This is a genomic window from Hyphomonas sp. GM-8P, from assembly GCF_003263315.1.
Classification (GTDB): domain Bacteria; phylum Pseudomonadota; class Alphaproteobacteria; order Caulobacterales; family Hyphomonadaceae; genus Hyphomonas.
Map to the genome: position 1 here is coordinate 55,905 of NZ_AWFE01000057.1, position 23,761 is coordinate 79,665.

19 protein-coding genes are annotated in these 23,761 nt (G+C 60.1%); 4 read left to right on the top strand and 15 right to left on the bottom strand.

The features are described from left to right. The first annotated feature begins 200 nt into the window (after positions 1-200). The 4 genes from HY26_RS05000 to rsmA all read left to right on the top strand — a co-directional run bounded on the left by HY26_RS05000 (position 201) and on the right by rsmA (position 5,669). The gene (locus tag HY26_RS05000; protein WP_034767838.1) at positions 201-2,390 is read left to right on the top strand and encodes an LPS-assembly protein LptD; all 2,190 of its coding nucleotides are present in this window, start codon (positions 201-203) and stop codon (positions 2,388-2,390) included. 134 nt (positions 2,391-2,524) lie between these two features. After that, positions 2,525-3,790 (top strand): SurA N-terminal domain-containing protein, encoded by a 1,266-nt coding sequence (locus tag HY26_RS05005; RefSeq protein ID WP_233351541.1) that lies wholly within the window; start codon positions 2,525-2,527, stop codon positions 3,788-3,790. A gap of 38 nt (positions 3,791-3,828) precedes the next feature. Continuing rightward, on the top strand, positions 3,829-4,836 hold the full coding sequence (pdxA, locus tag HY26_RS05010; protein WP_081813175.1) for a 4-hydroxythreonine-4-phosphate dehydrogenase PdxA: 1,008 nt from the start codon (positions 3,829-3,831) through the stop codon (positions 4,834-4,836). After that, complete coding sequence (gene rsmA, locus HY26_RS05015) at positions 4,833-5,669, top strand: 16S rRNA (adenine(1518)-N(6)/adenine(1519)-N(6))-dimethyltransferase RsmA (protein ID WP_034767830.1); 837 nt, start codon at positions 4,833-4,835, stop codon at positions 5,667-5,669. Before pdxA ends, rsmA begins: the two co-directional genes overlap by 4 nt. Positions 5,670-5,720: 51 nt before the next feature. Here the strand turns inward: rsmA and katG are convergent, their stop codons facing one another. The 15 genes from katG to HY26_RS05090 all read right to left on the bottom strand — a co-directional run bounded on the left by katG (position 5,721) and on the right by HY26_RS05090 (position 23,716). Then, positions 5,721-7,889, bottom strand: a complete 2,169-nt coding sequence (gene katG, locus HY26_RS05020; protein ID WP_112073073.1) for a catalase/peroxidase HPI — start codon at positions 7,887-7,889, stop codon at positions 5,721-5,723. A 264-nt stretch (positions 7,890-8,153) separates the two neighbouring features. Then, positions 8,154-10,307, bottom strand: a complete 2,154-nt coding sequence (locus HY26_RS05025) for a sodium-translocating pyrophosphatase (RefSeq protein ID WP_034767826.1) — start codon at positions 10,305-10,307, stop codon at positions 8,154-8,156. 144 nt (positions 10,308-10,451) lie between these two features. Then, a complete protein-coding gene (gene thiL / locus HY26_RS05030; protein ID WP_158531425.1) occupies positions 10,452-11,387 on the bottom strand; it encodes a thiamine-phosphate kinase in 936 nt (311 codons plus the stop codon). A 2-nt stretch (positions 11,388-11,389) separates the two neighbouring features. Continuing rightward, positions 11,390-13,141, bottom strand: a complete 1,752-nt coding sequence (locus tag HY26_RS05035) for an amidohydrolase (protein ID WP_034767821.1) — start codon at positions 13,139-13,141, stop codon at positions 11,390-11,392. A gap of 64 nt (positions 13,142-13,205) precedes the next feature. Continuing rightward, positions 13,206-14,165: an acetyl-CoA carboxylase carboxyltransferase subunit alpha gene (locus HY26_RS05040; protein ID WP_034767820.1), complete on the bottom strand. Its 960-nt coding sequence runs from the start codon at positions 14,163-14,165 to the stop codon at positions 13,206-13,208. A gap of 45 nt (positions 14,166-14,210) precedes the next feature. Then, on the bottom strand, positions 14,211-15,143 hold the full coding sequence (locus tag HY26_RS05045) for a type II secretion system F family protein (protein WP_034767819.1): 933 nt from the start codon (positions 15,141-15,143) through the stop codon (positions 14,211-14,213). Positions 15,144-15,151: 8 nt separating this feature from the next. Further along, the gene (locus HY26_RS05050) at positions 15,152-16,135 is read right to left on the bottom strand and encodes a type II secretion system F family protein (RefSeq protein ID WP_233348822.1); all 984 of its coding nucleotides are present in this window, start codon (positions 16,133-16,135) and stop codon (positions 15,152-15,154) included. A 9-nt stretch (positions 16,136-16,144) separates the two neighbouring features. Further along, the gene (locus HY26_RS05055) at positions 16,145-17,527 is read right to left on the bottom strand and encodes a CpaF family protein (RefSeq protein ID WP_034767818.1); all 1,383 of its coding nucleotides are present in this window, start codon (positions 17,525-17,527) and stop codon (positions 16,145-16,147) included. Next, the gene (locus HY26_RS05060) at positions 17,524-18,720 is read right to left on the bottom strand and encodes a MinD/ParA family protein (protein ID WP_112073075.1); all 1,197 of its coding nucleotides are present in this window, start codon (positions 18,718-18,720) and stop codon (positions 17,524-17,526) included. The genes HY26_RS05055 and HY26_RS05060 overlap by 4 nt, the downstream gene beginning before the upstream one ends. A gap of 1 nt (position 18,721) precedes the next feature. Further along, positions 18,722-19,000, bottom strand: coding sequence for a hypothetical protein (locus HY26_RS05065; protein ID WP_065382936.1), 279 nt, complete (start codon positions 18,998-19,000; stop codon positions 18,722-18,724). Positions 19,001-19,010: 10 nt separating this feature from the next. After that, positions 19,011-20,303, bottom strand: coding sequence for a type II and III secretion system protein family protein (locus HY26_RS05070; RefSeq protein ID WP_112073076.1), 1,293 nt, complete (start codon positions 20,301-20,303; stop codon positions 19,011-19,013). Then, positions 20,303-21,190 carry a Flp pilus assembly protein CpaB gene (cpaB, locus tag HY26_RS05075; RefSeq protein ID WP_112073077.1) on the bottom strand — a complete coding sequence of 296 codons (888 nt, stop codon included), beginning with the start codon at positions 21,188-21,190 and terminating at the stop codon, positions 20,303-20,305. Before cpaB ends, HY26_RS05070 begins: the two co-directional genes overlap by 1 nt. A gap of 246 nt (positions 21,191-21,436) precedes the next feature. Continuing rightward, the gene (locus HY26_RS05080) at positions 21,437-22,426 is read right to left on the bottom strand and encodes a threonine/serine dehydratase (protein ID WP_112073078.1); all 990 of its coding nucleotides are present in this window, start codon (positions 22,424-22,426) and stop codon (positions 21,437-21,439) included. A gap of 39 nt (positions 22,427-22,465) precedes the next feature. Continuing rightward, positions 22,466-23,338, bottom strand: coding sequence for a UTP--glucose-1-phosphate uridylyltransferase GalU (gene galU, locus HY26_RS05085; protein WP_034767811.1), 873 nt, complete (start codon positions 23,336-23,338; stop codon positions 22,466-22,468). A 105-nt stretch (positions 23,339-23,443) separates the two neighbouring features. After that, on the bottom strand, positions 23,444-23,716 hold the full coding sequence (locus tag HY26_RS05090; protein WP_034767810.1) for a hypothetical protein: 273 nt from the start codon (positions 23,714-23,716) through the stop codon (positions 23,444-23,446). Positions 23,717-23,761: the final 45 nt, after the last annotated feature.

The following is a 23,761-nucleotide window of genomic DNA, read 5'->3' on the forward strand; positions in this document are numbered from 1 at the left end:
AACGGCTGGACTGGATCCGCTTTGACTATCTGAGCGAAGGCCTGGCTGTGGCCTGACTGCACCGGATTGGCGCTGAAACGGCGCTCAGACGCGCTCTGTGGCTGGACGATGCCGGGGACAGCCTCTAAGCCTCAGAATCCGAGACAGAATTCCGTATTCCGCAGCCAGTGCTGGCGGGGGTAACACCGAGGTAGCCCGATTTGGCCAATTGGTATCACTACGCTGCAGCCCTGGCACTTGCCGCAACGCCTTCCTTCGTGGCGATGGCGCAGGACAACACCACAGCCACAGATACCGCGACGACCTCGGAACAGGTGGTCCTAGAGGCTGACTATGTCTACGAGCTGCGGGATGAGAACTCCATCGTTGCCGAAGGCAATGTCGAAGCCCTTTATGACGGGCGTATCCTTCGGGCTGACCGGCTGATCTACAACCGCACGACGGAGCGTGTGCGCGCCACCGGCAATGTCGTCATCATTGAACAGGATGGCACACAGCAGTTCTCCGACGAAGTTGAAGTCGGTTCCAACCTGTCGGACGGTTATGCGATCGGCTACTCAGCCCGGTTACCAGACGGGTCAACGATTGTTGCCAATTCCGCCATCCGTCAGCCCGACGGTATCAATGCCATGGACCAGGTCATCTATACGGCCTGCCCGATTTGCGAAGCCAAGGGTCAGACTCCGACCTGGTCGCTGCGCGCCCGGCGCGCGGTACTCGATCAGGAATCCCAGATGATTTCCTACCGCGATGCGGTGCTGGAAGTGATGGGTATCCCGGTCTTCTATTTTCCATATCTGGCCCACCCGGATCCGACGTCCGAACGCCGGTCAGGTCTGATGATCCCGTCGGCGGGCTTCTCGTCCAAGCTCGGCGCGTTCTATCAGCAACCCTATTATTGGGCGATTTCAGAATCTTCGGATTTGACCATCGCGCCCATGATCTCCGAAAACGTCAATCCGATGCTGGAACTCGACTACCGGAAACGGTTCTATTCCGGGGCCATCAACATCAATACCAGCATCACGCAAGAACAGGACTTTGACAGCGACGGCGTGAAGTTCGGCGATGAAAAATGGCGCGGTCACCTCTATGGCAGCGGCCGGTTTGCCCTGACGAGCCAGTGGCAATGGGGCTTCGGGGTCGAGACCCAGACGGACGACCTCTACGATCGCCGCTACGACATCGATGGACAGGGCGACGAGCGTGGCATCTATCTGAGCCAGCCGCGGCGCCTGTTGTCGCAGCTTTATGCCGTGGGACAGGGCGATACCTACTACACCGACGTGGCCCTGCTCTCCATTCAGGGCCTGCGCGCAGGTGACTCGGACGGCAGTCTTCCCACAGTTACCCCGCTGATGTTCAGCGAGAAATACTGGGATCTCGGTGACTACGGATTTGCCAGTGTAAACGCCTCAACCGCTATCCTGCGCCGCGATGTGGGGTCTGACAGCCAGCGCGTAAGTGTCGGCACCGACTGGTCAGCCTACAAGATCCTGCCTGGGGGATTCACATTCGAGCCGTTCGCCGAACTGCGCGGTGATTACTACCAGCTCGACGCGGCTTCCGCCGGCGACGACAACGCAACCCGTCTGGTTGGCAATGCCGGTACACGTATCGCTTATCCCCTGATCCGGCCCGGTAAAAACTTCGACATCATGCTTGAACCGGAAATCATGGCTTCCTGGGGCACTTCCAATTCGAACGACCCGGTTATTCCGAATGAAGACGCCTTGCTCTTCGAAATGGATGAGACCGTGTTGTTCGATGCAAACAGCGTTGCCGGCTACGATCTCTATGAAGGCGACGGCAAGGTGTCTGCCGGCCTGACCGCCAGAGCTGTTTGGAAAGATGGGCCAGATCTGTCAGCAACCTTTGGCCGCCGCTGGCGGTCCCGGACAGATACATCGTTCAATACCGCCTCTAACCTTGATGGCACGACATCCGACTGGATGGCCGCCGCAACCGCCGATTTTGGGCGTGCCTTGCGAATCGACACACGGGTTCGGCTGGACGACGATGGCATGAAGCTGAATCGGATCGATACCCGGCTGACCTCTCAAATGAAGCGCTGGCGGGCGACAGGCCAGTACTACAAGCTGAGCGAGCGGCTGAACCCGAGCCGGGGTGAAGAAGAAGGCATCTATCTCACCGGCGAATTCCGCGTAACCGACCGCTACTCGCTCCTGTTCGGCCAGTTGCGGGATATTTCTGATAATCTGAACGTCCGGAGAGACTACGGCATCGCCTATGAAGACGATTGCTCCCGTCTCGAATTGATCTACAGCCGAACCGAGCTGCAGGACCGGACGCAAGGACCGTCGGAGAATATCCAGATCCGCTTCTCGCTTAAAACACTCGGTCAGTTCGGCTCAAGCGATTTCGATTGATTCGTTGCAGCCGCCCTGAAATCGCCGCGAACCCTAAATATCCGTAAGTTATCAGGGCGGACTGCGGGCCCGCGTTGCGCCATACAGCAGGATTTGTATGGTCAAGTTGAATACCTGCCTGCTAACCCGCAGGCATGAATTGGAGACCACTGATGGTTCGCAAACTCGTCGCCGCCGCTGTATTTCTGGCCCTTCCCTTCGCCGGAACCGCAAGTGCGCAGGACGCTGCCCCAAGCGATGGCAGCCTGACGCTGGAAGGCGTTGCCGCTGTCGTCAACGATCAGCCGATCTCCTTCACTGATGTTCGCGACCGGGCTCGCATGCTGCTCCTCAGCCTTGGAGGCCAGCAGCCGACTCAGGAACAGGTTCAGCAGATCACCGGTCAGGCACTTGAACAGCTGATTGATGAACACCTTCAACTCGACAAAGCCGCCGAGTTCGATCTGGAAATCAGCAAGGATGAAATCGACGGCGCCGTTGAAGGCATGGCGGCTCAGTCCGGTCTCACGGGCTCGGACCTGAAATCGCAATTGCTCGCAGCCGGGATTGATCCATCGAGCCTTGAAGAGCAGATGCGCGCAGAAATCGCCTGGAACCGGGTGATGAGCGGCCTCTACGGCTCCCGCATCCGTATTTCTGACAATCAGGTGGACGATCAGATCGAACAACTCCGCGCGGCCGCCAAGAAAACCCAATACCGCATCTCGGAGATATTCCTTTTCGCACCGGATCCTGAAACCCGGGTCCAGGCGGAAGAAGCGGCGCGGTCAATCCTGGAACAGTTGAAAGCCGGCGCAGACTTCCGCGTCGCTGCACAAAGGCTGTCATCCGCCCCTACAGCGGCCACGGGCGGCGATATGGGCTGGGTCTCCACCTCAGATCTGTCTCCGGAACTCGTTCCTGCCATCGAAGAAGCGGATGGCCCCGGAGTATTGGGTCCGATCGTCGTCGATAATGGCGTCTATATTCTGTTTATTCAGAACAAGCGTGAACCCGCTGAAGCGACCACAAAAGTCGACCTGATCCGCCTGATCACGCAGGATTCGACGGACGAGAACCTGAAAGCCGCCATGGAACGCATCCAATCCTGTGACGACGTTCAGAGCGTTGCCAACACGACGCAGGGTCTGCGTGCCCAACCGCTTGAGGACATCAACATCGAAGAACTGGGGCCCGAAGGGAAGTCCATGGTTGAAAGCGCCGAGATCGGCAAGCCAACCGATATCTTCGCTGTCAGCGGCGGACTTGGCACCATGTATGTCTGCCGCCGCGAAGAAGGTGCAGAGGCGCTGCCTTCGCGGGATGACCTCAAGAGCAGCCTCAAGGGTCGTGAACTGAACATGATTTCAGAGCGCGAACTGCGGAACCTGCGCCGCGACGCAACGATTATCTATCGCTAAGACTTGCGCGCGAGCCCGTTTGGCGCGACATCCCGCGCGTGAGCGAACCAATTCCCCTTCTTCCTCTGGTCCTGTCGATGGGTGACCCCGCCGGTGTCGGCCCGATGATAACGGCTGCTGCCTGGGGCGCCTTGAAAGATGATCCATCCCTGGCGTTTTACGTGATCGGCGCGCCTGCACTGTATCGCGAGCGCTGCGCAGTTCAGGCGATCTCGTCACCGGAAGAGGCCGTCGCAACATTCGGGACTGCCCTGCCTGTCCTTTCCGTGGGCGACTTGCCGGCGATCACACCTGGCAAACCGGATCCATCTGTTGCCCCAGCCATTGTCTCGGCGATCGAAACCGGCGTTGCCCATGTTCGTGCAGGCAAAGCGGCCGGTCTGGTCACCAATCCGATCAATAAGGCCCTGCTCTATGGCGCGGGCTTTCGTCATCCAGGGCACACGGAATTCGTTGCGGAACTCTGCCGTCCGGAGGGCGGCGAACCACTGCGTCCCGTAATGATGCTCACCGGTGGGGGGCTCAGAGTTGCCCTGGCGACCATTCACCAATCCCTCGCCAGCGTGCCGGGCAGCCTGACTCACGAAAACCTGGTGGAATTGGGTACGATCGTACACGCTGCACTGAAGACTGACTTTGGAATTGAGAAGCCCCGCATCGCATTCACCGGCCTCAACCCTCATGCTGGTGAAGCTGGCGCGATCGGGCGGGAAGAAATCGAAATCATCAATCCGGCCGCGGCAACGCTCCGGTCCCGGAACATTGACATTTCGGACGCAAGGCCGGGAGACACCGTATTCGCCGAAGCCCTCTCCGGCGCTTATGACGCCGTGATCGCCATGACACACGATCAGGGCCTGATCCCGGTGAAGACGCTGGACTTCTGGGGCGGCGTAAACATGACTCTCGGCCTTCCAATTGTCCGCACCAGCCCGGACCATGGAACAGGCTATGACGCGGCAGCGGCGGGCACGGCTCGGCCGGACAGCCTGATCGCCGCCATCCGGTCCGCGGCAATGGTGGCAAGAAACAGAATAGGCAAATGAGCGAACAGAACGATCCTGAACTGACACAGGCCCCGGCGCGCAAGGCGCTGGGCCAGCACTTCCTGTTCGATCCAAGTATCCTGCACCGGGCGGCGACGGCGGCCGGCCCGCTTGAAGGGCGCACAGTGATAGAGGTTGGTCCTGGTCCGGGCGGACTGACGCGCGCTATCCTGAAGGAAGGGGCAGCAAAGCTGATCGCCGTCGAAACAGACCCACGTTTTGCTTCCGCCCTGCAGGAATGGCCTGAAACGCAGGAAGGTCGCCTGACAGTCATCGAGAAGGACGCCCGGAAGGTAAAATGGGAAAATGTTCTGCAGGAACTGGATGCAGAAACGCCCGCAATGATTGTTGCCAACCTTCCCTACAATGTCGGCACCGTCCTGCTCATCGATTGGCTGAAAGCTGGCACCTGGCGCGGTGAGATGGCGCTGATGTTCCAGAAGGAAGTTGCGCAGCGTATCTGTGCCGATCCGGGAACGGAGCATTATGGACGCCTTGCCGTGCTTGCCCACGCAGTCACCAAACCGCACATTGCTTTCACCCTGCCACCGGGCGCCTTCAAGCCGCCGCCAAAGGTGGACAGTGCTGTCGCCGTCCTTGTGCCACTGCCGGAAAGCGAACGCTTCCCGCACCTGGACAAGCTGGAACAGGTCGCAGGTGCGGCTTTCGGTCAGCGCAGGAAGATGCTGCGGGCGGCCCTGAAGCCATTCGCAAAGAAGCATGGGCTCAAGGCAGATGAGTGGCTGAAAGAACTCGGTATTGATCCGACGGCCCGCGCAGAGACCCTCACTCAGGAAGAGTTCCGCCTCATGGCGGCATCACTGGTCAAATAGAAACGGCGCCCCGGCTTCCCGGAGCGCCGCAAGTGTTCAGTCCGTATTGGCCTAGTTCATTAGGTCGAAGCGGTCAGCGTTCATCACCTTCGTCCAGGCGGCAACGAAGTCCTGCACGAACTTCTCCTTGTTGTCGTCCTGGGCGTAGACTTCCGCATAGGCCCGCAGGATCGAGTTCGAACCGAACACGAGGTCCGCACGCGTCGCGGTGAACACGGTCTTTCCGCTCTTGCGGTCGACGATGTCGTAGAGGTTGGAGCCTTTCGGTACCCACTTGTACGACATGTCAGTCAGGTTGACGAAGAAGTCGTTCGTCAGTGCACCGACCTTGTCCGTGAATACGCCGTGTTTCGTGCCGCCATGGTTGGTGCCGATCACGCGCATACCGCCAAGAAGCACCGTCATCTCAGGCCCGGTGAGGCCCATCAGCTGCGCCCGGTCGAGCAGCAGCTCTTCCGCAGTCACGGCATAGTCCTGCTTCATCCAGTTGCGGAAGCCATCGGCCAGCGGCTCGAGGACGTCGAAGGAATCGGCATCCGTCTGTGCGTCGGTCGCGTCGCCGCGGCCAGGAGCGAACGGAACCGTCACCTCGATGCCAGCCGCCTTCGCGGCCATCTCGACACCAACATTGCCGGCGAGCACGATCACGTCAGCCACGCTTGCGCCCGTCTCCTTCGCGATGCCTTCCAACACGTCCAGCACCTTGCCGAGGCGAACCGGCTCGTTGCCTTCCCAGTCCTTCTGCGGTGCGAGCCGGATGCGGGCACCATTGGCACCACCACGCATGTCGGACCCACGGTACGTCCGGGCGCTGTCCCATGCCGTCGCCACCATATCACTGACGGAGAGGCCGCTTGCGGCAATCTTCGCCTTCACGGCAGCCACATCGTACTTGGTGTTGCCGGCCGGGACCGGATCCTGCCAGATCAGATCCTCCTTCGGCACGTCCGGGCCAACCCAGCGCGCTTTCGGGCCCATATCGCGGTGCGTTAGCTTGAACCAGGCGCGGGCAAAGGTGTCAGAGAAATAGTCCGGATCGGCCATGAACTTCTGGCAGATCGCGTTGTAGATCGGGTCGACTTTCATCGCCATATCGGCATCGGTCATCACCGGCATGCGACGCACCGACGGATCGGAGGCGTCGACCGGCATATCTTCTTCCTTGATACCGATTGGCTGCCACTGGTTCGCGCCGGCGGGCGACTTGGTCTTCTCCCACTCATAGCCGAACAGCAGCTTGAAGTATCCCATGTCCCACTTGGTTGGGTTGGTTGTCCACGCGCCTTCGACACCAGAGGTGACAGCGAGGTCTGCCTTGCCCTGCATGTTCGGGTTCAGCCAGCCGAAGCCCTGGTCCTCAATCTTGCCGCCTTCCGGCGCCGGGCTCAGCACGCTCGCGTCGCCATTGCCATGTGCCTTGCCGACGGTATGGCCACCGCAGGTGAGTGCCGCGGTTTCCTCGTCGTCCATCGCCATACGGGCAAAGGTCTCGCGCACTTCAAGCGCCGTCTTCGCCGGGTCGAGCGTGCCCTGCACACCTTCCGGGTTGACGTAGATAAGTCCCATCTGAACGGCAGCCAGAGGGTTTTGGAGCGAATCCGCCTTGGTGTTGTCGTCATAGCGGTCGCGGCCCAGCCACTCTTTCTCGGCACCCCAGTAGGTATCGATTTCGGGATGCCAGATATCCGGACGGCCAAAAGCAAAACCATATGTCTTCAGTCCCATGGACTCATAAGCGATCGTCCCCGAGAGAAGGATCAGGTCGGCCCAGGAGAGCTTGTTGCCGTACTTCTTCTTGACTGGCCACAGCAGGCGGCGGGCCTTGTCGAGGTTGCCATTGTCCGGCCAAGAGTTCAGCGGCGCGAAACGGATGTTGCCGCCGCCACCGCCGCCGCGCCCGTCCGCAAGCCGGTAAGAACCTGCAGAGTGCCAGGCAAGACGGATCATGAGGCCGCCATAGTGGCCATAGTCCGCCGGCCACCAGTCCTGGCTGTTGGTCATCAGGTCGGTCACGTCTTTCTTGACGGCGTCGAAGTCGAGTTTCTTGACTTCCTTGCTGTAGTCGAAATCAGGCCCGAGCGGGTTCGTTTTCGTGTCGTGCTGGTGAAGGATGTCGAGGTTTAGCGCATTCGGCCACCAATCCATTACCGTGCGGCCCACCGCAGTCATGCTCCCGTGCATTACGGGGCATTTGCCACCGCCCATGTCATTGCCATCCATTGTTTTCTCCCTTGTTGTTCAAGCGCTTTGTCAAATCTGAAACTCGGCATGCCGGGCACACCGCAAATACTTGGGCGACGCCTCCTTTGCAGTGAGACACCACGAAGGGACATCGCGCAGAGTTACCCTACGCCTGACAGGAGAATAGGACCAATTGATTGCTTGACAGGTTGCTATAGTTTTTGCCTATAGTTTATTTTTTGCAACAAAAACAAAGGCCCCGGAGCGTCTGCCCCGGGGCCTTCAAAGAAAAATTCATTTTCCCTACATGCCGGCGAGGACCGCTAACAGCAACAGGGCCACGATATTCGTGATCTTGATCATCGGGTTCACAGCCGGACCGGCGGTGTCCTTGTAGGGATCACCGACTGTATCGCCCGTCACAGCAGCCTTGTGGGCTTCAGAGCCCTTGCCGCCATGATTGCCGTCTTCGATGTATTTCTTGGCATTGTCCCAAGCACCGCCGCCCGATGTCATGGAGATGGCAACGAACAGGCCGGTCACGATCACACCTAGCAGCATGGCACCGACAGCTGCGAAGGCTGCGCCCTTGCCAGCAATCACGAGGATCACACCAAACAGGACCACCGGTGACAACACCGGAAGGAGCGAAGGCACGATCATTTCCTTGATCGCTGCCTGGGTCAGCAGGTCGACGGCGCGGCCATAGTCCGGCTTCACTTCGCCTTTCATGATACCCGGCATTTCGCGGAACTGGCGGCGGACTTCCTCCACCACGGCCTGCGCGGCCCGGCCCACAGCCATCATCGACATGCCGCCGAACAGGAATGGCAGCAGACCGCCGAACAGAAGACCGACCACGACATACGGATTGGCGATCGAGAAGTTGACGACAACACCATCAAAGAAGGAGCCTTCTGTGGCGCGTTCTGTGAAGTATCTCAGATCCTCCGAATAGGCGGCAAACAGGACCAGCGCGCCGAGGCCTGCAGATCCGATGGCGTAGCCCTTGGTAACGGCTTTCGTCGTGTTGCCCACAGCGTCGAGGGCATCCGTCGTGTCACGCACTTCCGAGGGAAGCTCCGACATTTCAGCGATACCACCGGCATTGTCCGTTACCGGGCCGAATGCATCGAGCGCAACGATCATGCCCGCCAGCGCAAGCATCGTGGTCGTCGCGATGGCCACACCATAGAGGCCGGCGAGGTTATATGTGGCGATGATCCCAGCAATGATGGTCAGGGCCGGCAGCGCCGTCGACTCGAGCGACACGGCGAGCCCCTGGATCACATTGGTGCCGTGACCGGACTCCGACGCCTTGGCGATCGACCGCACGGGGCGGTACTTCGTCTCGGTGTAGTAAGCCGTGATGACCACGATAAGGCCCGTCACAACGAGCCCCAGAAGGCCGCAAAGGAACAGGTCCATCCCTGTGATCTCTCCAGACAGGCCGAGGGCGGTAGCAGCACCGTCAAGAACGCCGAACCCGGCGGGCAGAACCTGGCTGATCACCAGCGCCAACGCACCGATCGACAAGACACCCGTGACGATCAGGCCCTTGTAGAGAGCGCCCATCACATCGGTTTTTCCAGGGCCGAGATTGACGAAATAAGTACCTATGATCGACGTGATGATACACACGCCGCCGATGGCCAGCGGAAGCAGCATCAGGTCACCCAGATAGCTGGCATCAGAGAAATAGATCGCTCCCAGAACCATCGTAGCCACCAGGGTCACGGCATAGGTCTCGAACAGGTCAGCTGCCATGCCGGCACAGTCGCCGACATTGTCGCCGACGTTATCAGCGATCGTCGCAGCGTTGCGCGGATCGTCTTCCGGGATGCCGGCTTCCACCTTGCCCACCATGTCTCCGCCGACGTCCGCACCTTTGGTGAAGATACCGCCGCCAAGACGCGCGAAGATCGAGATAAGGGAGGCGCCGAAACCAAGAGCAACGAGGGAATCGATGATTTCCCGCTTCTGGTCCTCTTCAGTCAGGCTGAGGCCCATGACCATGGTCAGGAAGCCGTAATAGAGAACAATACCGAGCAGCGCGAGACCGACCACGAGCATGCCGGTAACGGCACCCGACTTGAAGGCCATCTTGAGTCCGGCATTAAGACCTGATTTTGCGGCCTCCGTTGTGCGGACGTTGGCCTGCACCGACACTTTCATGCCGACGAAGCCTGCGGCACCTGACAGGACCGCGCCGACAATGAAGCCAAGCGGCTGCTGCCAGCTCTGGAATGCCAGTCCCAACAGGACAACAACCACAACACCGACAATTGCGATGGTACGATACTGGCGGCCGAGATAGGCGTTGGCGCCTTCCTGGATAGCCGCAGCGATTTCGCGCATTCGCGCGTCACCCGCGGGGGCGGACTGGATCGAACGAGCCTGAATGAACCCGTACAAAACCGAGATTACGCCCGCTGCGAGAGCGAGATAATACCACATGAACCTTGTTTCCTTCCCTAGCCAAAACGAACCGGTTTTTCCCGGTTTCTTCCTGAGCTTTCCTTATTATGGGTACTTTGCTGCCACCCCCTGACGTTGCGTGCAAGATGCCTCACGTTTCGAGCGAGTCAGGCAAGACCCGGTTCAGCCATGCTCGAAGCCGAGAGTTTCCGGTAGGTTAACGGGCGAACCATTGGAGATCGCCTGCAAACCGCTCCCGGAGGCGAAAGTACCGATTTTGGTGACCTGCAGCGACATTTCCGGAGCGGAAAACTCTATCTGATGGCTGGCCGACTGAGGGGCAGCGAACAGAACCTGATAATCGTCGCCCCAGGAAGCGAGCGCCAGTTGCTCTTCAAGGCCGTACGCACCTCCGGCGAACGGCACCAGATCCAGATCAACCGTCACCGAAAGACCGGAAGCGGCAGCAAGCATCCTCGCATCACCCAATAGTCCGTCGGAGACATCCATAGATCCGCTGGCGCAATTGCGCAGAAGGTCGATGATCCGCAAGGATGCCAGCGCAGGCTCCCGGTAAGCAGCAATGTATGGGTCGTCAGCACGCCCTTCTCGAAGCGCCTTGTAGCCCAGGCATGCCGCTCCGATCTGACCGGTCACCCAAAGGGAATCCCCGGCCTTCGCTCCATTGCGCCGGATGGCCCCGTCCGGACCGCACCGTCCGGTCAGCGTAAGTGACAAGAACAAGCCATGTGGACTCGCGGTCGTATCGCCACCGACGAGCTGTGCGCCCCAATCGGCCAGTTCACCACCAAGTGCTTCAGCGAATCGCGCCAACTGCCCTTCCGAACGGCTTTTCGGCCATCCAAGCGTCAGCAGCGCCTCGACCGGCTGTGCGCCTTTGGCAATGATGTCAGACACATTCGCGCGCACGAGTTTTCGGGCCACGCTACCAATCGGATCGTCCGGAAAGAAATGTACACCTTCGACCAACGCATCGACGGTTGCGACGATGCGGCCGCCAGACACCGACAGCTCCGCCACATCGTCCCGCAGCGCATCGGCCCCCAGCGCCGAGACCAGCGGTACGAAATATCGGGAGATCCAGTCGCGCTCACCCACGCCTATTCGGTCGCCTGTTCTGCCAATGGATGCTTTACCCCGTCCAGCACCACGCCCCACACGGGGATGGCGTCCCAGTCAGATCCTGCCGTGTCCAGCGGGTTTGCACCGAGTATGGTGAAATCAGCGCGCTTGCCCGGTTCAATCGACCCAATTTCCGCTTCCAGACCGAGGACACGGGCCGCATCCAGCGTGATTGCCTCCAGCGCTTCGTGCGCACTGAGCGCCATGTCTGCCTCGTAGACGGTGCCTTCCCGTGTTGCCCGCGTCATGTGCACGCCTGCCGCGCGCAGCGGATAGGGCGGGGCCAGCGGCGCATCACTGTGGACAGCCACTGGCACGCCGGCAGCCGTCAGCGCCCCCAACGGGGATATCCATTGCGCCCGGACCTCACCAAGAGGTCCGGCATACTCATGGGCCATGTAGAATACGTAGTGGCTGGCGGCTGAGAGCTGCGCATTCAGCCGTCCGGCGGCCTCTACCTGCTCAGGCGAAAACAGGCCGCCATGTTCGATGACGAAGCTGTTGCCGGGACCGTCGTCACCATTCCTGAGCGTTTCCAGCGCTTTGAGCGTGGCGCCCTGTGCCGCATCGCCATTGGAATGGATATTCACACCAAGACCGGCATCCCAGTAAGGCTGGATCGCCGGGACGATTCCGTCCGGACCTGCCACCCAAAGGCCTTCCGATCCCTTCGATTGACCGGAAAGGTAGCCCGGCGGAGAAAGCCGCATCGTCTGGCTGTAAAATGCGCCATCAGTAAAGAATTTCACCCGTGGCAGAACCGGGGCCGGTGTCGGTTGTTCGCCGCTGACCATGTCGAGAACGGCCTGTACCTTGCCGTCACCATAGGTCCGCTCCAGTGCGCGGTACTCTGGCAATAGATAGAGATGGTACCCCGCCGCCTGCGCATCGCCCCAATTGGCGCGAATATTCGCATCCTCCATCTCCCACCCGAACAGGCCATAGGCCATTTCGGCGGTCGTTGTGACACCCGCATCGCGCAGCATGGAGGAGAACCCCTGGAAGCCTGCGGTAACATTCTCCGGCGCGAGGATGACGCCCGCAAACGCCTGGATGACCAACAGGGCCGCATCCTCATAGATCCGGCCGGTCAGCTCGCCATTCTCATCAAGGTCGACACCGTGGAATGACTGCGCCAGCGCGGGAGTAAATCCAGCTGCCTCAATAGCCGCGCTGTTCAGATAGAAATCGTGTGATGAGTAGTGCCATACAATCAACGGCTGATCCGATGTGATCGCATCAAGGTCCGCCTTCGTCAGGTCTCCGTGCACCAGATTGTGGTAGCCATATGCGACCACCGTTGAGTCCGGTTCCGCCGCTTCGACGATGGCGGTCAACCCACCCAGAAATGCTTCCCGGTTCGGCAAACCCGATTTCATTCCGTGGGGAGTCGCCATGGGCCAGGGCGGCGTAATAGGCAAATTGTACTGAAGGGCGCCCAGCACGACATGCACATGCGGGTCGATCAGACCTGGTACGATGACTTCATCCGCAAATTCAGGGTCGATCGCCGCAGCTGGCATCGCAGCAGTCAGGCGGGCCAGAGTTCCCGTGGAAACAACGCGGTCGCCGGATACCGCAACCGCTTCGGCCACTACGTCCTCGCCTGCCATCGTAACCACAGCCTTGGCGGGATAGATGACAACCCCTTCGCCTGCGGCCGGATCCGGAGACGAAGGTGCGGCACAGGACGCGACTGCGATGCTCGCGGCCAGAACAATCCGTTTCATGGGGCCCTCCTCCCTGTCATTTGCAGAGGAGCGTGGCGCGCCCTGTAGAGCAATGCAAGCGCGATCAGAGGCCTTCGCGGCCGATGGCGTAGAAGCGTTCCGCCCGCTGGCGGCGCAATTCTGCCGGGGACAGGCCGTCCAGATCCTTCAGCGCCTTCTCAAGCGCCTTGGACGCCGTGGCCATGGCACGTTGCGGATCGCGATGCGCGCCGCCGACAGGCTCTTTGACCACATCGTCGATCACCCTGGTCCGCAGCAGGTCTGGCGCGGTGATCTTCATCGCATCTGCCGCATCCTTCGCCTTGGCAGCATCGCGGTAGAGAATGGAGGCGCAACCTTCCGGCGAAATTACCGAATAGATGGCGTGCTCCATCATCAGCACCTTGTTGGCAGCCGCGATGCCGATCGCTCCTCCGGACATGCCTTCACCGATGATCAGCGTGACAAACGGAACGCCAAGCGTCAGGCCACGCTGTGTGCCGCGCGCGATGGCTTCCGCCTGGCCGCGTTCCTCTCCGCCCTTGCCGGGATAGGCACCCGAAGTATCGGGGAAGCTGAGGACAGGGAGATTGAATTTCTCTGCGAGGTCCATGAGGCGCACGGCTTTCCGGTACCCCTCAGGGTGGGCCATGCCAAAATTATGCTTCAGTCGCTTTTCGGTCGTACGGCCCTTTTCGTGACCCATGATCACAACCGGACGTCCCTTGAACCGGGCGAGGCCGCCAATCACGGCTTCGTCGTTGCCGTAAACCCGGTCGCCAGCCAATTCTTCGAAGTCCTCGAAGACATTCTCGACAAAGTCACTGAAGTGCGGACGGTCCGGATGACGCGCCACCTGAGTCTTTTGCCAGGCACTTAGATCCGAGTAGGTGTCCTTCAGAAGCTTCTGGGATTTCGCCTTGAGCTTTGTCAGCTCGTCCGAAAGCGACGGCCCGTCCTTGCGGCCCGACAGCGTTTCAAGCTCGGCGATCTTGGATTCCAGTTCCGCCAGCGGCTTTTCGAATTCGAGATATGAAACTTTCATGGCGTGCAAAGTAGCAATCGCAGACTGACTCGCCTAGTGCCGAGATCAGAACAGAACACCTTGCATTTTTGCAATCGCCGGCAGGATCAGAACACCCAAAAGGACCGGAAAAACAAACAAAATCAAGGGCAAAGTCAGTTTGGCTGGCAATGCCATGGCTTTTTCTTCCGCCATCAGGATGCGCCGCTGGCGCATATCTGCCGAGAAGATCCGCAATGTGGCCCCCAGACTCGTGCCCATTTCCTCCGCCTGACGCAGCATCGTTGCCAGCGACCCGGCTTCTTCAAGGTTCATCCGATCGGCGAAGGAGCGCCAGGCTTTTTTACGTGATTTACCCGCACGAAGCTCCAGCGACAGGGTTTTCATGTGCCCGGCAATGATGGGATGGCGCATCTCGAGCTCTTCGCCCACGCGCTGCACGGAGGCGTCGAGACTGAGCCCCGCTTCCACACAGGCCACCATCAGGTCCATCATGTCCGGAAAGCCCAGCGAACACTGGCTCTGCCGAGCAGAAATCAGATGATCGACATAGAAAGATGGGCCGACCAGTCCGATGATGAGCAGCGCGACGCTGCCGAACAACGGAATCGTTGGCGGAAGATTGCCCAGATATGGCAGCGCAAACAACAAACCGACCTGAGGCACGATCACGCAAATGAGACGCGCGAGATAGTACTGGCCGACGGCGCTGGAATGAGTCAGGCCCGCAAGTGCAAGACGAGCCCGCACTTCGCTGACTTTCTCTTCGTCGGTCGGCGCGACCTTGTTGGATACCTGAAGCACCAGATTGTCGACCGGGCTGACATGCTTGTGCGGCTCCATGAACCGGGTTCCACGCCGCTCCAGTCGGCGTTCGACCTCTTCCTTGGCTTTTGCGTTCCGCCAGACAGACAACAGTCCCGGCACCGCAACGGCGATGGCAACCGCCAGCATGATCGCCGGCAACCAGATTTCAGAGAGCGCGACACCATCCAACATGACAGCCCTCACATCTTGAAATTGATCATTTTGCGCATGACCATGTTTCCGATGAACATCCAGGTGAACAGGCCGGCAAATGAGTATCGGATCAGCGGTTTTCCGATGACATCGCTGTAGAATTCCGGACGCAACAGATGGATGGCGGCCATCACCATGAACGGCGCAGCGGTCAGGATCATGGCAGACGTCCGCCCCTCAGACGAAGCCGCGCGGACCTTGAGGCGCATGGTCTGCCGTTCACGGATGGTAGACGCCAGGGCCTTGAGGAGTTCGGTCAGGTTGCCGCCTGTCTTCTCCTGAAGCCGGACCGTTGCCGCGAAGAGTTCAATGTCCGGGTCACCTGCCCGTTCAGCCATGCGCTGAACGGCGTTGGTCAGGGACATACCATAGGATACTTCGTCAGCAGCCATGCCAAATTCTGTCCCGATCGGGTCCGGCATTTCACGGGCCACCAGAGCGATCGCGGTCGCAACGGGATGTCCGGCCTCAAGACTGCGGCAAGCGATCTGCATCGCATCGGGAAGCTGCTGGGCGAGCTTCTTCATACGCTTTCCAGCGACCATTTTCAGCGCAATGATTGGCGCCAGCGCGAAAATGGCGACGACAATGCCACCGGAGGTGAGGATACCGCCGACCATTTTCAAATAGACAAAACCCGCTACCAGGCCGGCGCCGCCGGACATCGCAAACCAGCGAGCAGGCTGATACGGCAGCCCTGAACGCACGACCAGCTGGTTGAACCACTGCATCGGCATCGCAAAGTTACCGAACTCGTCCAGGCCACGGCTCTTGCGCAGTTCGATCATTGCCTCGTTCGTGCTTTCGAAGCGTTCCTTGAATTGCAGGCGCTGGTTCACGATCCGCTGCGTCTGTGCCGTCGAGAACAGACTCATGACGGCCTGCAGCGCCAGGAATACAGCACCGACCGCCATGATCAGCGGGATCATGAACGTCAGGCTGATATTGGAAATATCCGGCAGGCCGAACAAAACAGTCTCCTAGAAACGTGTGGACGGATCAAACATGCCGGGGGGCATGTGCACGCCGCGGCGTTCCATCTCGTCCAGGAATTTCGGTCGCAGACCGGTGGCAGCGAAGTGCCCTTCCACCTTGCCCTCATCCGTGGTGCCGGTGCGAACGAACTGGAAGATTTCCTGAAGCTGCACCACCGATCCTTCCATGCCGGTGACTTCGGCAATAGACATCACACGGCGTGATCCATCCGAAAGACGAGATGCCTGAACGATGAAGTTCACAGCCGAAGCGATCTGACCACGGATGGCATGTTCGGAGATCTTCATCCCCCCGATCATCACCATCTGCTCAAGACGCGTCAGTGCATCCCGGGGATTGTTGGCGTGAATGGTTGCCATGGATCCTTCGTGGCCGGTGTTCATGGCCTGGAGCATGTCGAACGCTTCCTCACCACGCACCTCCCCCAGAATGACACGGTCCGGACGCATGCGCAGGGCGTTCTTCACAAGCTCCCGCTGACGGATTTCACCCTTGCCTTCGATGTTCGGCGGACGCGTTTCCATTCGGGCAACGTGCGGCTGCTGCAGCTGAAGTTCCGCGGCATCCTCAATGGTGATCATCCGTTCGTCTGGACTGATCGCGGACGACAGCGCGTTGAGCAGGGTCGTCTTGCCGGAACCCGTACCACCGGAAATCACGGTTGAGGCGCGGCACTTTACGGCGCCGAGGATGAAGTCTGCCACCGGGCGCGGAATGGCACCGAACTCGACCAGCTTGTCGATGGTCAGCGGCGATTTCGAGAATTTCCGGATCGAGACAAGAGGGCCGTCGATGGCGATCGGCATGACCGCGGCGTTCACACGGCTGCCGTCAGCGAGACGTGCATCGACCAGCGGCTGGCTTTCGTCCACGCGCCGGCCCACAGCCGACACGATACGCTGAACGATCCGCAGCAGGTGATCATTGTCGGCAAAGCGCACGGGCGCGACCTGCAGTTTGCCGTGACGCTCGACATAAACTTGATCGCAGCCATTGATCAGAATATCGGCGATGGAGTCGTCCTTGAGCAGGGGCTCAATCGGCCCAAGGCCGGTCATCTCGTCCATGACGGCGTCGGCGAAACTGGCCTCTTCCGCCGCGGACAAGGCCATGTCTTCCTTGCGGATGATGTCCGCGATAATGCCGCGCACCCGACGACGCAGGGTCTCGTCATCCAGCTTTTCAAGCTTCGACAAATCCAGCTCGTCGATCAGTTTGGCGTGGACCTTGAGCTTTGCTTCCAGCTGATCGAAACCGCCCGTTTCCGGCTTGGCGCGCGGTGGCGCTGGCGGCGGAACCGGCGTGGATGCCGCCGCTTCTGGTTCAGGCGCGGCAGGAGCTGGCGTAGAAAATCCGAAACGGCTCATCCGCGGCGCCTCCGCTTCCTATCAACTGGCATGGCCGCCTGCGCTTCTTCAGGCAGCATCATTTGCACCAGCTTACCAATGTCGCTGACGAGCGGACTTTTCTGGACAACTTCGGCAATCGGCCGGCCCAGGTTGACGGCCGTGCGCGCAGCATCCCAATCCGACGTGATCGTTGAGTCGATTTTCCGGTCGATGGCGCCCTCCGCCTTGTCGAGCGCAAATTCGGCGCGCAGGCGCTTCTTCTGGAACATCCGATTCAGCACCAGCTTGGCCGGCGCCCGGTCACTACGCAGCACATCCGTTTCGCGGGCCATGTCAGCAGCGGCATGGAGACTCGGCACTGTCAGCTCACTGATCACGATGGCCTCATCCACGGCGCTCAGCACAGACTTGGTCCACGGCATCATGTGACGGGGCATATCGACGATGGTGAATTCGAACATGCCGCAGGCCACATCCAGCAGGCGCAGGATCGCCGGTTCTGTCGCAAGCGCATCGCAGTCGGGATTGCGCGGTGCCGCGACAATCGAAACGCCGCTTTCGTGCTGGCAGCACCAGGCCGCAAGCAAACGCGGGTCCAGACGCTCAGGGGCAGCAGACAACGCCGACAGATCCAGTTTGGGTACAGCCTCGAGAAAGGAGGTTGTCATGCCGTCGGCCACATTGAGGTCAACGAGGCAGACGCGTCCTGGACCAAACCGGCGAGCCAGCTCGAACGCACTCTCGATTGCAATCGTCGTGACGCCCGCACCACCTACGGCGCCCCGGAAGGCCCAGCAAACGCTGGATCCGCCAACGCCGCCACCGGTCGTGGCGCGAAACTTCTCAACGGCCTCGGTGATATCTTCCGGACCGGAAGAAATGGGCAGGACGTCAGAAGCATCCAGCTTCATGAGTGCCCGCACCATGTTTCCAGGGATCTGGTCGGACAGGACGATCACCGCTGTGGACGGCCGGTCGACGGCCAGCTTAAGAAGCAGTTCGTCCCATCCAGGCACGCCCTGTTCCAACAGGATGACGCCACCACCGAATTTCATGGCCGCTTCGGAAGCAGACACCTGGCTGAGGTCAGCCAGTTCCACGCAATGCGGCTGCAATGCGCCAAGACGCGTATCGCTAACGAGGGCGGCCAGGTGAGGAACGATGCGGTCCGCGCCCCCTTTGGGCGTGTTCGCTGGTACCGGCTGTGTCATGTTACGAAGTCTCCCCGCCGCCGCTCGTTCCCGAAGGCGGCAATTCCTTGCGCTTGCCTTCATTCAGGGCCCGGACGGCATTGGCTGCACGCACGCCGGATGATGACTGGTTGGCTTCGGAGTTCGGCACAGTAACGTCGCGAATGGACTGCTCAGCAATATTGGCTGCATTCGCGCCACCGAGCAGATACTGGTCGCGATAATCATGCGATGCGCAGGCGGGCAGAATACCCAGCAACAGGATTGGAAGGCCGTATTTGAACTTTTTCATCTTGGTCATTCCCATCATCTCAATACCCATCCGGCGGGATGGCTGTTTTATCCATGAGGAAGAATTCGGATTCCGACGGCTCCCCGAAAGCGTCCAGTGGAGAGGCCAGCATGTCCGGATGCGCCGCAGGCTGAACGAGACGTGGAGTCACGATGATGACGAGTTCGCTCTCATTGCGCTGATAACGCTTGGACGAGAACAGCGCCCCCAGCACAGGCACGTTGCTGAGCCACGGCGTCTGGCGGACATCATTCGAATAATCGTTCTGCAAGAGGCCCGCGACGGCAAAAGCCTGCCCGTCCCGCAGCTCGATCGTCGTGTCGGCACGGCGCACCGAGATACCGGGAATTTCGATATTGGTTGCCCGGATGCCGTTGTTGCGATCCAGTGCCGAGACTTCCGGACGCACACGCAGATTGACCAGGCCATCGCCGAGCACGGTCGGTGTGAAATCCAGCCCGACACCGAATTTCTTGAATTCAACAGTGATCTCACCATCGCGCTGACCGACGGGGATCGGGAACTCGCCGCCTGCCAGGAAACTCGCCGTGTCACCCGACAGGGCAACAAGATTCGGTTCGGCTAGCGTGCGGATCACGCCCTTCTCTTCGAGCGCCTGCAGTCGGACATCGATGTTTTCGTTTCCGATATTGGTGAAAAGCGCGACCGTCTTCTCTGCCAGGCCGGAAACCGTGCTGGAATCCGTCGATGAAACGACATCGTTCGCATCAATCGAGTTGCCGAAACCAATTTCTTTCACTGCACTGCGGCTGGCTTCAAGGAAGCGCACCTCAAGCAGAACCTGCTGGCTCTGGCCGATGGACAGACCGTTCGCAACGCCGCCCGGCACATACCGCTCTGCAACCTGCAGCGCCATTTCAGCCGCCGCCGCAGTTGTCACCTTGCCGTCCAGGAAAATGCCGTCGTGCACGGGATAGACCTGAATGTCTTCACCCGGCAGCAAGTTTGAGAAATCCGTCCGCAGTTCATCCAGGCCGAGCTCGACCTCCACATTGATCAGTTCTGCGATCTTCCCGCTGGCGCCATAGATCAGAACAGTGGTGGATCCCGGCTGTTTGCCGCGCAGGAAGAAGGATTGGTTCGAGGTCGCCATCGCTTCTGCGATTTCAGGATCCGCGACAACCAGGGTCGTAAAAGGTGCATTCGCCTCCACGACGGCCGAACGCCCCTTTTCGACAACCAGCATTTCGTCTGTGGGGGCGGCCGTGCGCTGCGTCCACGCTGCGGCTTGCAGCGTCGTGAACATCATGGCCAGGCATCCGGCCAGCATCATCCGATTAAAACGTCCCATCAGTCCGTCACCTTCTTCGGAGGATTGACCGGGTTGACCGGTGCAGAAACCTCCGTCTCCTGATTACCATTGATGACGCGCACCTGCGTCGTGGAGGGCGTCCTGCGGCGCACAACCGTCCGAACGACGGCTGGTTTTTTCGCTTCCTGCTGCGTTGCGACGATCAGCTCCGCTTCTTCATCCCGCCCGATCAGGGCAAGGCCGAGCGCGCCGCGCTGGCTGGCGGCACCAAGGGCGAGCGCGCCTTCAGGCGTCACTTCCAGCGTCACCGTGTTCGAAGGCAAGGCGCCTTCCAGGTTCGGCTCGAACGTCTGGTCAATCGCAAGGACCGACACATTCTTGAGCACGGGACGCGCAATCAGGTCACCTGATATGCGCATGTCTTCATCGCCGCGCGCATAGGAATTGCCGCGATCTTCTCGCGGAATGAACTCGTTCACGTCCACCCTGTCTCCCGGTAGCACAAAGCCCGAGACGCCCGTATCGCTACGCACGACAATCGAAACTGCGCGCATGCCGGGCTTGATGGAACCGGCCAGCGTCAGCGTTGCGCCGCTCGTGTCGAGCTTGCTCAGGTTCACAGGCTCGCCTTCGACGATCAGCCCGCGGGAATAGGCCTTTTCCGGAAGCGCATCCGAGTCGCTCAGCGTTCCTTCCGGTACGATGTTTTCGGGCCACTCCACGCGCTTCAGCATGGAGGAATCCAGCAACTCTCCGGTTTCGATTGTCCGTGCCGCAACCATGACGCCTGCCATCGAAACGGCTGCGGCGGCGGTCTGTGCTTCTGCTCGGGTGCGCGCGTCCGACATGTAGTAGCGACCCAGAAGGACAGCGCCAGCGCCCAGCACGACAGATAAGCCCAGACTGATTAAGGGTGTTGTCTTCATTGCTCCCTCACAGCGCCTTTCTGGCGCGATGCTCCGTGTGTCATGGTTACGACGTAGACGGTAAGGTCTCTTGAAGACGTGCAGAAAAATCTCGGAATCTGCCGGAACGGCGCGTTAACCAAGAAACAAGGTGAATTAACCTGGCGCAAACCATAGAATTGAAGTTTTACGCATCAAGGCACAGAGGTACGCGATCACGCAAAGGGTGACCGGTCATTCAATCCGTTGGCGTATCAGTTTGTTGGCTTAGGCGCCCGTTAGGATCCTGGCATATTCAGCCGCATCGACATTGCCGCCACTGACAACCACGCCAACTGACTTGCCCTTCATTTCTTCAGGCAGGCATGCCAATGCCGCGGCCAGCGCCGCCGCACCGCCCGGTTCGGCCACCACTCGAAGGTATCGGAACGCTGCGCGCATCGCCTCTTTCGCCTGCGCATCACTGATCACCAGACCGCCTGCGAAAAGCCTTTGACCTATGGCAAACGTCATCTCGCCTGGCGCACGCGTCAGGATTGCGTCGCAGATCGACCGGGTGCCCGGCGCATTCTGCTCGATGTGCCCGCTTGCGAGGGAACGCGTCCAGTCGTCGTGCCCTGCTGGTTCCGCGACCCAGACCCGTGCGTCCGGCACGGCGCCTTCAAGGGCCAGAGCGATTCCGGAAGCAAGTCCCCCACCGCCCGCCGGTGTAATAAGATGATCGAGCCGCTGACCCGCATCTTCCATCTGAGCCGCGAATTCGAGGCCCGCTGTCCCCTGACCGCTGATGATGTGCGGGTCTTCGAAACTCGGCACCAGTACGGCCCCGCGCTCGGCGGCGATCTGCTCAGCAATCTCTTCGCGGCTTTCTGTGTCACGGTCATAGAACCGGACTTCGCCGCCATCGGCTTCCACGCCTTCGACTTTCACCGCAGGCGCATCCGATGGCATCACGATCAGTGCCGGCATGCCGAGCAAGCGCGCTGCCCGCGCAACACCCTGCGCATGATTGCCGGAGGAAAATGCGACGACACCGGCAGCGCGCCGGTCTTCCTGGATCTGCAACAGGCGGTTCGTTGCGCCGCGTATCTTGAAGCTGCCCGTTTCCTGAAGGCATTCCGCTTTCACGAAGATCCGCGCGCCTGCCAGCGCATCGAGCGCGTCATGCCGCAAGACTGGCGTGTTGCGGACAAGGCCTTTCAGCCGATGCGCAGCTGCGGTCACATCGGAATAAGTCGGAAGGGAATCGGACACCATGGCGCTCCATAGCGCGCTATGGCGTCCGGGAAAATCAGATTAGAGACCTGCGGCGAATTTCTTCACCAGTTCGCGCGCGGCATCTGACGTTTCTTCATGATCCAGCGCGTGGGCGAGGACGGCTTCGAAGTAGCCAGCCTTGGAACCACAGTCATATGGCGCGCCTTCGAACTCATAGGCGTAGAAGGCCTGGCTCTCCATCAGCGTCGCCATGGAGTCGGTCAACTGGATTTCTCCGCCGGCGCCTTTGCCCTGGTTCTCCAGAAGATCGAAGATCTCCGGTTGCAGGATATAGCGGCCGGTGATCGCAAGATTCGATGGTGCCGACTCGACCGGCGGCTTCTCGACCATGCCGGACATGCGGATCAGGCGGCCGTCACGCTCGACAGGCGCAATGACGCCGTACGAGGAAACACGCTCTTCCGGTACCGGGTCCACAGCAATGATATTGCCGCCGACTTTATCGTAGGCTTCGACCATCTGCGCGAGACAGGAGGGCTGACCCTTCACGATGACGTCCGGCAGCAGCACAGCAAAGGGCTCATTGCCAATGATGTCTCGCGCGCACCAGACGGCGTGGCCGAGGCCCAGCGGCTTCTGCTGGCGTGTAAAGCTTGCGCCGCCGGCCGGCAGGCGGCTCTGTTCGACCTGCTTCAGGATGGCGTCCTTCTTCTTGGCGACGAGGGCGTCTTCCAGTTCGTAGGAATGATCGAAATAGTCTTCGATGGCGCCTTTATTGCGCCCGGTGACAAAAACAATGTGCTCAATCCCCGCCTCAAGCGCTTCATCGACCACATATTGAATCGCGGGGCGATCGACGACCGGAAGCATTTCCTTTGGGATTGCTTTGGTTGCCGGCAGCACACGTGTGCCAAACCCGGCGACCGGCAGGACTGCCTTTTTTACGCGCATATCAAATCCATTTCTCGTGTGTCAGGTGAATACTGCGCCATTTGATAAGCAAAATGCCTGCCAAGGTCACCCAGCGTCACAAGCCAGTGCCTTAGGCGCAACAGTTCAGGCGTTTATGATCAGGTACAGGCCTGCAATAGACAGGGACAGACAGAGAACCGCCAGCGTGGCCAGAGCCCCGCGGATCGGCAGCCCCTCCGCGCGATGCAGGCGCTCAGCCAGGTGCGATTGCAGCCGGCGGGCTGGCGAACCGGCCCCATGGGCTTTCAGGTCGCCGAACTGCCAGCCGTGCGCCTCGTCCGCCGACGGCGCGGGGTTCCCCCCATGCTCCGCATCGGTTTCCGGTGGTTGATGTTTCGGGACCTTGAGGGCGGACACGGCAAACTCCTGCAGATTGCCGTCCCTTCTGCCACTCCAGTCACT

Coding starts and splice junctions, on each gene's coding strand:
- HY26_RS05040 (WP_034767820.1), bottom strand. CDS start 14,165: ATGAAAGTTTCATATCTCGAATTCGAAAAGCCGCTGGCGGAACTGGAA.
- HY26_RS05070 (WP_112073076.1), bottom strand. CDS start 20,303: ATGGGACGTTTTAATCGGATGATGCTGGCCGGATGCCTGGCCATGATG.
- HY26_RS05025 (WP_034767826.1), bottom strand. CDS start 10,307: ATGTGGTATTATCTCGCTCTCGCAGCGGGCGTAATCTCGGTTTTGTAC.
- cpaB (WP_112073077.1), bottom strand. CDS start 21,190: ATGAAGACAACACCCTTAATCAGTCTGGGCTTATCTGTCGTGCTGGGC.
- katG (WP_112073073.1), bottom strand. CDS start 7,889: ATGGATGGCAATGACATGGGCGGTGGCAAATGCCCCGTAATGCACGGG.
- HY26_RS05045 (WP_034767819.1), bottom strand. CDS start 15,143: ATGTTGGATGGTGTCGCGCTCTCTGAAATCTGGTTGCCGGCGATCATG.
- HY26_RS05035 (WP_034767821.1), bottom strand. CDS start 13,141: ATGAAACGGATTGTTCTGGCCGCGAGCATCGCAGTCGCGTCCTGTGCC.
- HY26_RS05080 (WP_112073078.1), bottom strand. CDS start 22,426: ATGGTGTCCGATTCCCTTCCGACTTATTCCGATGTGACCGCAGCTGCG.
- galU (WP_034767811.1), bottom strand. CDS start 23,338: ATGCGCGTAAAAAAGGCAGTCCTGCCGGTCGCCGGGTTTGGCACACGT.
- HY26_RS05060 (WP_112073075.1), bottom strand. CDS start 18,720: ATGACACAGCCGGTACCAGCGAACACGCCCAAAGGGGGCGCGGACCGC.
- HY26_RS05055 (WP_034767818.1), bottom strand. CDS start 17,527: ATGAGCCGTTTCGGATTTTCTACGCCAGCTCCTGCCGCGCCTGAACCA.
- HY26_RS05065 (WP_065382936.1), bottom strand. CDS start 19,000: ATGACCAAGATGAAAAAGTTCAAATACGGCCTTCCAATCCTGTTGCTG.
- HY26_RS05005 (WP_233351541.1), top strand. CDS start 2,525: ATGAATTGGAGACCACTGATGGTTCGCAAACTCGTCGCCGCCGCTGTA.
- rsmA (WP_034767830.1), top strand. CDS start 4,833: ATGAGCGAACAGAACGATCCTGAACTGACACAGGCCCCGGCGCGCAAG.